Here is a 10,922-nt window from a genome sequence, read left to right as displayed (position 1 = left end):
GGAGCGACCCCGCCGTGTCTGATGCACCAGACCGAGCAGCCCAACAGCGCCTACGAGGGCGGCCCGGACTCGCAGCCGCCTCAGCAGCTGACCTTCCTCGCCTACTACACCGCAGCCGGCAAGGAGCCCTTCTGCGACGGCGGGACCGCCACCGACACCGACAAGGCCTGGGCCCAGCTCTACGTGCAGCTCACCACGAGCGCGGACAACGTCTCCACGGTCCTCGGCTGAGGGACTCCGGGTCCCTCCTCGCGGGGCGCCGGTTCCCGCCGATGACGGGCCCGGCACGGAACACTGCCCCCCGCGGGGGCCCGAGGGGCAGCGTGCCCGTCGATGGCAACGGGGCTCGCCGGTACCCGCCCGATCCGGGCCGACCGCTCCCACCACCCCCGTTCTCGTGGGGCCGCACCACCCGCGCGACGGTGCGTCCTGACCGGCCCGGACCCGGCCGCCGACACCGCACGACGGGGACGGGGCTCCCGGCACCTGATCGGAGTCGGCGTCGACCGGCATCCCTCCGTTCGCGCTTCGTCACCTCCGGACGCCCGCTGCGGCGCGCCCGGCGATCTACCGTCGTCCGGGTGATCACCACGCGTCGCCGGGCGCGGACGGCACCCGGCATCGTCCTGGTCGGGGTGCTGCTCGCCGCGTGCGGCACCGCCGCGCCACCTGCGGCGGCCGGGACCACCCTGGTCGCCACGCCGCTCCCGTCGACGGCGCAGGTTCCCGGGACGGCGACGTGGGCGCCGTGGCCGTCGGCCCAGCACGACGCCCGCCACAGCGGAGCGTCGACGACCGACGGCCCGACGACGGGCGCGATCCGCTGGAGCCGCGACCTCGGCGGCGGCATCACCCCGGGTCCCGTCGTCGGACCCGACGGCACGATCCACGTCGCCGGGAACGACGGCGTCCTGCACGCGATCGACCCCGCCACCGGTTCCGACCGCTGGACCCACGACTCCGGGCACCCCGGCGGCGGTGACCTCTCCACCTCACCGCTCGTCCTCCCTGGGCGACCCGGTGTACTCCTACCCGGCGCTGACGGGGGACGGCGTCCTCGTCGTCGGCAGCCGCAGCGGCCGGCTGGTGGCGATCGGCTGAGGCGCGCAGTGTCGAAGGACCCCGTCGACCGGTCCGGACCTTCCGCCGCTGCTGGCCGGAGCGCACCCGACGACGGGGGCGGCCGGCACTCAGCGGACGACACGCCCGGCCGGCCGCACCGGGCTGACGCCGGAGGCGGCGAACCGCAGCCCCGTCACGCCGGGCACGGCCCCGATGATCGAGGCGAGGGCCCAGCGCTCGACCGGGTCGGGGTCGGGTCCGGTGAGCACCACACCACCCCGACGCACGGTCACGCCCCACCCGCCGAGCCCGCGCTGCCGGGCGAGCCGGCCCCGCACGTCGTCGCCGATCTGCGCGTCATCCGGCGCCAGGGCCCGGATCAGGTCCCGTTCGGTGACCGTCCCGAGAACCACGCCGTCCTCGACCACAGCCAGGCGGCCGAGCCCGGAGAGGCGCAGTACGCCGATCACCTCCGCCACGTCCTGCTGGGGATGGGCGACGAGCGCACCGGCACCGGGAGCCTGCTCGGCCGGGCCCAGCACCGACATCTCGCACACCCGCATCCGGTCCCCCTTCATCGCACGACGCCGCCCGACACGACGCCGCCGGCCCCGATCCGGGGTGAGCAGCAGGGGCGGATCCGGCCGGGCTCGGTACTCGTCCCGAGCCTCGCAGCCGCTGCCCGCACCCGGCAGGGCCCTCCGGCCCGAACCGGCCGACCTTCGCCCCTGGCCGCCGCGGCGCACCCGCAGCAGCATCGACGGCATGTCCGAGAACCCGCACGCCGCCCCACCGTCCGGCCTCCGACGCAGCCGGGCGGACCAGGTCCTCGGCGGCGTCTGCGCCGGGATCGCGATCCGCCTCGGGGTGGACCCGGTCCTCGTCCGCATCGCCGCCGTGGCCGCCGCCCTCGTCTCCGGTGGCGTCGCCGTCGGGGCGTACCTGCTCGCGTGGATCGTCCTCCCGCAGACCGACGACGGCCCGCACGGCGTGCTGCCACCGGTCGGCCCCGGACACGCCCGCCAGGCCTGGACCGCGGCCCGAGGTGACCTGCGGTCCCTGGCCACGTCGCTGCAGGGGCCGCCGTCGGAGGCCGAGCGCCAGGAGCGCTCCCGGGCTGCGGCGATCGACGCCGCGCTCACCTCGCTGGGCGACCGGCTCCGCGACCCCGAGGTGCGCGACGGTGCCCGCCGGGCCGCCACGGGCGTGTCGACGGCGGTCGGCGCCAGCGTCGACGAGCTCGCCGCCCGGGCCCGCAGCACCCGATGAAGTACGTCTACGCGTTCTCCGAGGGGAACAGGGACCTCAAGGACCTGCTCGGCGGCAAGGGCGCGAACCTCGCCGAGATGACGAACATGGGGCTCCCGGTGCCCCCGGGGTTCGTCATCACCACCGAGGCCTGCCGGACCTACCTGCGGACGGGCGTCGAGCCGCCCGGGCTCGGCCCGGAGATCGACGAGCACCTCGCCGCCCTGGAGGCTGCGACGGGCCGGCGGCTCGGGCAGGCCGACGACCCGCTGCTGGTCGCGGTGCGCTCCGGCGGCGCGTCGTCGATGCCGGGGATGATGGAGACCGTTCTGGACGTCGGGCTCACCGACTCCTCCGTACTCGGTCTGGCCCGGGTCACCGGCGACGACCGCTTCGCCTGGGACTCCTACCGCCGCCTGATCCACATGTTCGGCACGACCGTCCTGGGCATCGACGGCGCGCACTTCGACACCGTGTTCGACGAGCGGAAACGCCTCCGCGGCACGGCCTCGGACGTCGACCTCGACGCCGGCGACCTGCGGGCCGTCGTCGCGGCGTTCCAGGGCGTGGTGCGCGAGCACAGCGGCCACGACTTCCCCCAGGACCCCCACGAGCAGCTGACGATGGCCGTCCGCGCGGTCTTCGCGTCCTGGAACTCGCCGCGCGCCGCCACCTACCGCCACCGCGAGCACATCCCCGCCGACCTGGGCACCGCGGTCAGCGTCGTCGCGATGGTGTTCGGCAACCTCGGCGCCGGATCCGGGTCCGGTGTGGCGTTCACGCGCGACCCGGCCACCGGGGAGAAGGGCGTCTACGGCGACTACCTCGAGAACGCCCAGGGCGAGGACGTCGTGGCCGGCATCCGCAACACGCTGCCGCTCACCGAGCTCGAACACCGCGATCCTGTTTCCTACCACCGGCTGCGCGAGATCATGGCGACGCTGGAGCACCACTACCGCGACCTGTGCGACGTCGAGTTCACCATCGAGCGCGGCACGCTCTGGATGCTGCAGACCCGGGTCGGCAAGCGCACCGCGGCGGCCGCGTTCGTGATCGCCTGCCAGCTCGTGGACGACGGCCTCATCGACGACGACGAGGCCCTGCGCCGCGTCACCGGTGACCAGCTCGCCCAGCTGATGTTCCCGCGCTTCGACGCCGCGGCCGGGGCGAAGGTCCTGACGGTGGGGATGAACGCCTCCCCCGGCGCCGCGACCGGCGTGGTGGTCTTCGACAGCCCGACCGCGGTGGCGCGCGCGGCCGCCGGCGAGCGCGTCATCCTCGTCCGGAACGAGACCACCCCCGACGACCTCGACGGCATGATCGCCGCGCGGGGCGTGCTGACCAGCCGCGGCGGGCGCACCAGCCACGCGGCGGTCGTCGCCCGCGGGATGGGCACGACGTGCGTGTGCGGCGCCGAGGAGCTCGACATCGACGTGGCCGGCCGCCGGCTGACCGGCCCCGGAGGCGTCGTGGTGGCCGAGGGCGAGGTGATCTCCATCGACGGCGGCACCGGTGAGGTCTTCCTCGGCGAGGTCCCCGTCGTGCGCTCCCCCGTCGTCGACTACTTCGAGGACGGATCCACCGCCACCGGTGGGCTCGTGCACGCCGTGCACCGGCTCATGACCCACGCCGACACCCGCAGGCGCCTGGAGGTGCGGGCCAACGCCGACACCGCCGAGGACGCGGACCGCGCCCGCCGCTTCGGGGCCCGGGGCATCGGCCTGGCGCGCACCGAGCACATGTTCCTCGGCGACCGGCGCGAGCACGTCGAACGGCTCGTGCTCGCCGACACCGACGCCGGGCGCGATGCGGCCCTGGCCGCGTTGCTGCCGTTGCAGCACGACGACTTCGTCGAGCTGTTCACCGCCATGGACGGGCTGCCGGTCACGATCCGCCTGCTCGACCCGCCGCTCCACGAGTTCCTCCCCGACCTCACGACGCTCGCCGTACGCGTGGCGCTCGCGCAGGAACGTGGCACCACGGACGAGCGCGACGTGGCCCTGCTCGCCGCGGTCCGCCGACTCCACGAGGAGAACCCGATGCTCGGGTTGCGAGGCGTCCGCCTGGGCATCGCCGTCCCGGGCCTGTTCGGCATGCAGGTCCGCGCGATCGCCCGGGCCGCCGTGACCGCGACCCGTGCGGGGATCGACGTCCGCCCGGAGATCATGATCCCGCTGGTCGGCGCCGCGGCGGAGCTGCGCGACGTGGTCGCGGAGATCACCGCGGTCCTCGAGGAGGAGGCCGCCGCGACCGGCGTCCGGCTCGACGCGCCGCTCGGCACGATGATCGAGCTGCCCCGCGCCGCGCTGACCGCTGGTGCGATCGCCGAGACGGCCGCGTTCTTCTCCTTCGGCACCAACGACCTCACCCAGACCACGTGGGGCTTCTCCCGCGACGACGTCGAGGGCTCGTTCTTCTCCCGCTACCTCGACCACGGCATCTTCGCGGCGTCACCCTTCGAGACCCTCGACGTCGAGGGCGTCGGACGGCTGATCGCGCTCGCCGCCGCCGAGGGCCGTGCGGTGCGGCCGGACCTGCAGCTGGGGGTCTGCGGCGAGCACGGCGGGGACCCGGACTCCGTCCACTTCTTCCACCGCGCCGGCCTCGACTACGTCTCGTGCTCACCGTTCCGGGTACCGGTCGCCCGCCTCGAGGCCGGTCGGGCCGCCCTCTCCGGAGCGGTCGGGCCGTAGACGTGGGAACCACCATGGAGCCCTCAGGGCGTGGCTGCAGGGCGGAACCAGGCGTGTGCACGCTGCTTGGTCGTGCCCAGGGCGGCCCCGATCGCCGTCCAGGTCGAACCGGTCGCGCGGGCCGCCAGAACGGCGTCACGACGCCATCTCAGCAAGACCTCGACTAGACGCCGATTGGCCTCGATGGCGTCCATGGCGGACACCTCGGGGAGCCCGGCCAGGGATTCCCCCGCAACGGCAGGATCCTCGCCCCGCTCCAGCGCCTCACGCCACGCCATCTGTGCCTGATATGCGGTGCACACGAGGTAGAGCCGCTGCACGTCGGTGATTTCTCTCGCCACAGCACCGCACCCATTCGGCTGGACATCAGATCGGGATCGCCGAGCCGGGCGATCGGCCACCGCAGGTTCCGCGTTCGTCGCGAGCGCGCCGGCCCGACCAGCGTCATACTGTCGCGGGCGATCGGTCCGAGCAGGTCGGACGGCCGACGCCCAGCGGGTCGACCTGGCCCGCAACCGGCCAGGTCGACCCGCGTCACACGGTGATCAGCTGGTCAGCGCACGCCACGGCGACCGTAAGCGCCGGCCACGATGGCTACTCCGATCGCGGCGATGACGACCTGGATGAGCAGCAGGATCCACGGGAAGCCACCGTTGGAGTTGCCGTAGCCGAGCGCGCCGGCGATGAAGCCGCCGATGAACGCGGCCACGATGCCGATCACGATGGTGAGCCAGATCGGGATGTGCTGCTTTCCGGGCACGACGAGACGCCCGAGCAAACCGATGATCGCGCCGATGATGATCGCGGAGATGATGCCGGTGATGGTCATGCGAGAACTCCTTCAGGGTCGGATGAGGGTGGATACCCCGACAAGTGCCGAACAAAGCACCAGCTCGCCGCCGGTCATGAATGACACCAGAACGTGACCTGTCCGGCCATCCCGTGAGCCCATTGCGATGCAGCACCGGAGGCCGTTCGGCGCAGTGCTGAGCGCATGTGACGGAAGCGTCGTCAGGCGGGGCGCCCACCATCGAGCAGACGGGACTCGATGGCCTGCGCGGGGAGCGGACGACCGAGCAGGAACCCTTGCCCGATCACGCCCAACCTCCCCCGGATCCCGCCCGGCTGGAGGCTGCTGATCAGGCACTCGCACTGGACAGCGGACTCGATGCCCTCGACCACGCAGCTCAGCCCCAGCTCGTGAGCGAGACCGAGCACCGCACGCACGATCGCCACGCTGGCGGGGCTCTCCGGGAGACCCGCCGTGAAGGATCGGTCGATCTTCAACGAGGTCACCGGCAGTCGGGCGAGATGACGCAGGCTCGCGTATCCCGTACCGAAATCTCGAGGGCGATCTTGACACCGTGCTCGCGGAGCTCGTGCAGAGCACGGACGGCCGCATGGCCCGCATCGAGCATCGCGGTCTCGGTGAGCTCGAGAGTGAGCGACCCGGCCGCGAGGCCCGTCCGCCGCAGAGTCTCGCGCACCTCGGCTGCGACGTCGGAGAGATCGGCCTGGTGGGCGCTGAGATTGACCGAGACACCGAGGTGCCGCCCCGTGGGATGCCGCGCATGCCATCCGGCCAGGTCGGTGCAAGCGGTCTCCAGTACGTGCCGCCCGAGCGGGCCGATCATCCCCGTCCGCTCGGCGACCGGGATGAAGTCGACGGGGGGTACGGCGCGCCCCCACTGGTCATGAAGGCGGGCCAGCGCCTCCACCCCGACCAACCGACCGTTCATCAGGTCGACCATGACCTGGTAGTCGACCGAGAGCCCGGCCTGGCCCGGCCGGCGGACCTCATGATCGGCAGCCGGTGCCGCGTCCAGCCTCAGCGCGGCACGCAGACGCGGGATGATCTCGCCGTACTCACGCGTCACCGCCGCGCGGCTACACGGCCGAGCGGCGCTCGCTGAGCCTGCACGACCCGGAGAGGCTGCGCGGGGTCATCGAGGTTCGCGGGGCCGAGCTGCGGGAGCTGACCGTCCTGGCGAACGGACGTCAGGAGCGACTGAGGGCACCGTGAGGCCGCCCTCTGTCGACCACGACTCATCGACAGGGCTATGACGGATTGAGATACCTGAAGTAAAAGGCGCCAAAAATGAGAACAATTCCAATATTTACGGCCAGTCGCGGCCAGAAGAGGTTCCTGAAAAACAGGATGTCCACGCCGATCACGATGACGACCATGGCGAGCACGTAGAGCACGACGATCGCAGGCCTTCCCATCGTGGCTTTCTACTCTGTGCGGCGGCTGATCGACAGAGGTGGGCTGGCCCGGCTCGCTTGGCCGTGACCCGCGCGCCGACGGTCGGCATCGGGCCCCAGACCCGCTGTCGAGTCACGGGACAGGTCCGATCACCTGCCCCGGTCACCGTCAACAGTCCTCGCCGGTGCCGACGTCTCGTGGCCGTGACGTCGCCGAGGATTCCGTTGCCCGGGAACCGTCACGGCATCCGATCGCGGGTCCGTGGCCCGAGCGGACGCTACGTGTTCACCGTGTACTGGGTTCGGACTCATCATCACCTGATCGGTCGTACGTAGCAGAGAGTCGCCACCGTAGGTGACTTTCTGGCGCCGACGCTGGAGGGGGGGACGGGCGACGCCGTCACCAGCCCTGCCACCGACGCCCCGAACACACGCGGTCGACACCTTCCATGCACCGCCGCCAGGAGTCCGGTCGTGGCCTCCTGCGTCGCCGATGTCCGGTGGGCGGGGGCCGTTGGTCCCTGGTCGTCCCGCCGGACGGATGTGGATGCTGGACGGGTCGCGACCGACAGCCGCGACCCGGGCGGGAGGTCGGTGGTGGCGACGCGGTCATGGTGGTCAGACGGTGTCCCGTTGCTGGCAGTGTGCGGGGCGGGCCTGGCGGGGGGCGGTACGGCCCACCTCTTCGGCGCCGCCGCGGCGGGTGATCTGCTGTGGGCGGCAACGGCCGTGGCCGCCGGGGTACCGGCGATCTGGTGGGTGGTGCAGAGCCTGCGGCGGCGGCAGCCGGGCGTGGACGTGATCGCCGTCCTCGCGCTCGCAGGCACCCTGCTGGTGAGCGAGTACCTGGCCGGTGCGGTCATCGCGGTCATGCTCGCCTCCGGCCGGGCGCTGGAGGCCCGCGCAGGTGCCCGCGCCACCCGCGACCTGCACGCCCTGCTCGCACACTCGCCCCGCGTGGTGCACCGCTACCTCGACGGCCAGCTCACGACCCCCGCCCTGGAGGACGTTGTCCCCGGTGACCTGCTGATGGTCGCCGCGGGCGAGGTGGTCCCGGTCGACGGCCGGGTGGAGTCCGGCACCGCGGTGCTCGACGAGTCGACGCTGACCGGGGAACCGCTGCCGGTCGACCGGCCACGGGGCGACGCGGTGCGCAGCGGCGCGGTCAACGCCGGCGGCCCGTTCGACCTGCGGGTCACCACCACCGCGGCCGAAGGCGCCTACGCGGGCATCGTCCGTCTGGTCCGCGAGGCCCAGGCCGACACCGCACCGTTCGTGCGCCTCGCCGACCGCTACGCCGCGATCTTCCTGCCGATCACGCTCGGCCTGGCCGCGGTGGCGTGGTGGCTCTCCGGCGACCCGGTGCGGGCGGTCGCGGTGCTCGTGGTCGCCACCCCGTGCCCACTCATCCTGGCCGCCCCGGTCGCCATCGTGTCGGGCCTGTCGAGAGCGGCCCGCCGCGGAGTGATCATCAAGGGTGGTGGGCCGCTGGAGCGCCTCGCCCACGGCACGGTCCTGCTGTTCGACAAGACCGGAACCCTCACCGAGGGCCGCCCCGCGGTCTCCGACGTCATCACCGCTCCCGGTGTGAGCGGCGACGACGTGCTGCGGCTGGCCGCGTCCCTGGACCAGGTGTCCCCGCACGTCCTCGCCACCGCCCTGGTCGAGGCCGCCCACACCCGCGGCCTGACCCTCGCTCTGCCCGACGGGGCCGACGAGACCGCGGGGCAGGGCGTCCGCGGACGGGTCGAGGGCCACGAGATCCGGGTCGGCAAGGCATCGTGGGTTGCCCCCGATGCCGGACCGGCGCCCTGGCTGCGCGCCGCCCGCCGCCGCGCCGCCCTGGACTCGTCACTGCTGGTCTTCGTGGGGATCGACCAGGTCCCGGCCGGGGCGATCCTGCTCGACGACCCCGTTCGCGCCGACGCCGCCGCGGTGATCCGCCGGCTGCACCAGGCTGGGGTCACCCGCACCATCATGGTCACCGGTGACCGTGCCGGGGTCGCCGACACCGTCGCCACCGCGCTGGGTGTGGACGAGGTCCTCGCCGAGTGCACCCCGTCGAGCAAGGTCGACGCCGTCCGCGCCGCGGCCGCCCGCCACCTTCCCGCCGTCCGCGAGGTGTACCGGATGCTCACCGACGAACTGCTTCCGCACGAGGCCGCCGAGCTCTACCCGATCCTGGCCCGCACCCTCGGCGGCACCGACCCGCTCGTTCACCCTCGCCGAGCCGGGCGGGTGCAGCCGACATGACGGCGTCCTCGTCGACGTCACGGGCTCTCCAACCGCATCGTCGACCGCGGCCGACCCATGACCAACGCAATTCCGTGTGGCTGCTCGCCCGGCACGACAGCGCTCGCCATACTCCGTGCTCAGGTAATGGTCTCCGGTCCGGGTCGGGAGCACCGGCTTCGCGGCGGCCGCGTCACCGTTGATCGTGACTGCCATGGTCCGCGGGATCGAACAAGAAGGGTGAACCTCGTTGACCGACGACAGCACGACCGAGGCGGGAACCTCGCCGGAGGGACCCGGCAACACCCCCGTCGACACCACAGCGGGCGTCCGGCAGACACACCCCGGCGAGACCCACGTCGGCGGACTGAGCTCACGGCTCAACTGGCTGCGCGCCGGCGTGCTGGGCGCGAACGACGGCATCGTCTCCGTGGCCGGTCTCGTCGTCGGAGTCGCCGGAGCGACACTCGAACGCAGCCCCATCCTCATCGCCGGTGTCGCCGGGCTGACCGCCGGCGCGGTATCGATGGCCCTCGGGGAGTACATCTCCGTCAGCAGCCAACGCGACTCCGAGCTGGCCCAACTCGCCACCGAACGCCACGAGCTCACCGCGGACCCCGGGGCCGAACTCCACGAGCTCGCCGCCCTCTACGAAGCCAAAGGCCTCACGCCGGCCACCGCACGCACCGTCGCGGCGGAGCTCACCGCCCACGATGCGCTCGCCGCGCACGTCGATGCGGAGCTCAACCTCGACCCCGACGAGCTGACCAGCCCGACCCACGCCGCCGCGGCATCGGCGCTGTCGTTCCTGCTCGGCGCCGCGCTCCCGCTCATCGCCATCCTGCTGCCGCCCCCGGCGTGGCGGGTCCCGGTCACCGTCCTCGTCGTCCTCGTCGCGCTCGGCCTGACCGGCTGGACCAGCGCCCGCATCGGCGGCGGCAATGCCCGCCGCGCGGTCCTGCGGGTCGTCATCGGCGGCGCCGTGGGACTCGCCGTCACCTACGGAATCGGACATCTCTTCGGCGCGGCCGTCGGGTGACCGGCCGTGGCGCCGCCACCGGCCGGTCGCAGGATCCGCGGCGAGGCCGTCCCATCCGGCGTCGACGCACAGCTCTGAGGTCGGTACGGGATGCGATACCCCCATAGGTATCAAGCGTAGGATGGTCGCTGTACCCCAGAAGGCATCACCGGAGGAGGAGCGGGCATTGAAGATCGAGGACGATGTCGTCGGCAGCGTTGTCAACCGACTGCGCCGCGCGGAAGGCCAGCTCGGCGGCGTCATCCGCATGCTGCAGGACGGCCGCGACTGCAAGGACGTGGTCACCCAGCTCGCCGCCGTCTCGCGGGCACTGGACAAAGCCGGATTCGCGATCATCGCCTCCGGCCTCGTGCAGTGCCTCGCCGCCGGCGAGGACGGCGAGCTCGACCGCGCCCAGATGGAGAAACTCTTCCTCTCCCTCGCCTGACCCACCCCACCTCACC

Annotated in this window: 10 protein-coding genes and 2 pseudogenes; 8 read left to right on the top strand and 4 right to left on the bottom strand. The window is 72.9% G+C overall.

Translation table 11 applies throughout. The annotated features are described in order from the left end of the window. The 3 genes and pseudogenes from BGP03_RS33385 to BGP03_RS33380 form a co-directional block, all read left to right on the top strand. Window positions 1–231, top strand: a 231-nt coding sequence (locus BGP03_RS33385) for a hypothetical protein (protein ID WP_299738736.1), incomplete at its 5' end; no start/stop codon positions are given. Window positions 232–272: 41 nt separating this feature from the next. Beyond that, window positions 273–947, top strand: a pseudogene (locus tag BGP03_RS36175) (PQQ-binding-like beta-propeller repeat protein); the annotation flags it as partial. Window positions 948–978: 31 nt separating this feature from the next. After that, window positions 979–1,101 carry a PQQ-binding-like beta-propeller repeat protein gene (locus BGP03_RS33380; protein ID WP_296374596.1) on the top strand — a complete coding sequence of 41 codons (123 nt, stop codon included), beginning with the start codon at window positions 979–981 and terminating at the stop codon, window positions 1,099–1,101. Window positions 1,102–1,190: 89 nt separating this feature from the next. Here the strand turns inward: BGP03_RS33380 and BGP03_RS33375 are convergent, their stop codons facing one another. Continuing rightward, window positions 1,191–1,640 carry a CBS domain-containing protein gene (locus tag BGP03_RS33375; RefSeq protein ID WP_296374593.1) on the bottom strand — a complete coding sequence of 150 codons (450 nt, stop codon included), beginning with the start codon at window positions 1,638–1,640 and terminating at the stop codon, window positions 1,191–1,193. 187 nt (window positions 1,641–1,827) lie between these two features. On the opposite strand from BGP03_RS33375, the gene BGP03_RS33370 reads away from it, so the two are divergent. Next, window positions 1,828–2,331 (top strand): PspC domain-containing protein, encoded by a 504-nt coding sequence (locus tag BGP03_RS33370; protein ID WP_298799334.1) that lies wholly within the window; start codon window positions 1,828–1,830, stop codon window positions 2,329–2,331. Beyond that, window positions 2,328–5,003: a pyruvate, phosphate dikinase gene (gene ppdK, locus BGP03_RS33365; RefSeq protein WP_296374589.1), complete on the top strand. Its 2,676-nt coding sequence runs from the start codon at window positions 2,328–2,330 to the stop codon at window positions 5,001–5,003. Before BGP03_RS33370 ends, ppdK begins: the two co-directional genes overlap by 4 nt. A gap of 23 nt (window positions 5,004–5,026) precedes the next feature. Here ppdK and BGP03_RS33360 read toward each other — a convergent pair whose 3' ends face one another. The 3 genes and pseudogenes from BGP03_RS33360 to BGP03_RS33350 form a co-directional block, all read right to left on the bottom strand. Next, window positions 5,027–5,344, bottom strand: a complete 318-nt coding sequence (locus BGP03_RS33360; protein ID WP_298799335.1) for a hypothetical protein — start codon at window positions 5,342–5,344, stop codon at window positions 5,027–5,029. A gap of 212 nt (window positions 5,345–5,556) precedes the next feature. Then, complete coding sequence (locus BGP03_RS33355) at window positions 5,557–5,832, bottom strand: GlsB/YeaQ/YmgE family stress response membrane protein (RefSeq protein ID WP_296374586.1); 276 nt, start codon at window positions 5,830–5,832, stop codon at window positions 5,557–5,559. A 182-nt stretch (window positions 5,833–6,014) separates the two neighbouring features. Then, window positions 6,015–6,742, bottom strand: a pseudogene (locus tag BGP03_RS33350) (EAL domain-containing protein). A 1,108-nt stretch (window positions 6,743–7,850) separates the two neighbouring features. Here BGP03_RS33350 and BGP03_RS33345 point away from each other — a divergent pair. The 3 genes from BGP03_RS33345 (at window position 7,851) to BGP03_RS33335 (ending at window position 10,906) form a co-directional block, all read left to right on the top strand. Then, window positions 7,851–9,461, top strand: coding sequence for a heavy metal translocating P-type ATPase (locus BGP03_RS33345; RefSeq protein WP_298799357.1), 1,611 nt, complete (start codon window positions 7,851–7,853; stop codon window positions 9,459–9,461). Window positions 9,462–9,807: 346 nt separating this feature from the next. Then, window positions 9,808–10,479 (top strand): VIT family protein, encoded by a 672-nt coding sequence (locus BGP03_RS33340; protein WP_296374687.1) that lies wholly within the window; start codon window positions 9,808–9,810, stop codon window positions 10,477–10,479. Between the two features lie 166 nt (window positions 10,480–10,645). Next, window positions 10,646–10,906 carry a metal-sensitive transcriptional regulator gene (locus BGP03_RS33335; RefSeq protein ID WP_296374579.1) on the top strand — a complete coding sequence of 87 codons (261 nt, stop codon included), beginning with the start codon at window positions 10,646–10,648 and terminating at the stop codon, window positions 10,904–10,906. The last annotated feature ends 16 nt before the right edge of the window (window positions 10,907–10,922 follow it).

The sequence above is a fragment of the Pseudonocardia sp. 73-21 genome (genome assembly GCF_001899645.1).
GTDB lineage: Bacteria > Actinomycetota > Actinomycetes > Mycobacteriales > Pseudonocardiaceae > Pseudonocardia.
This window is presented reverse-complemented; position numbering and strand designations above follow the sequence as displayed.

What these genes read in the sequence shown, in the direction of transcription:
- BGP03_RS33375 (WP_296374593.1), bottom strand. Translation starts at nt 1,640, where the DNA reads ATGAAGGGGGACCGGATGCGGGTGTGCGAGATGTCGGTGCTGGGCCCG.
- BGP03_RS33370 (WP_298799334.1), top strand. Translation starts at nt 1,828, where the DNA reads ATGTCCGAGAACCCGCACGCCGCCCCACCGTCCGGCCTCCGACGCAGC.
- ppdK (WP_296374589.1), top strand. Translation starts at nt 2,328, where the DNA reads ATGAAGTACGTCTACGCGTTCTCCGAGGGGAACAGGGACCTCAAGGAC.
- BGP03_RS33355 (WP_296374586.1), bottom strand. Translation starts at nt 5,832, where the DNA reads ATGACCATCACCGGCATCATCTCCGCGATCATCATCGGCGCGATCATC.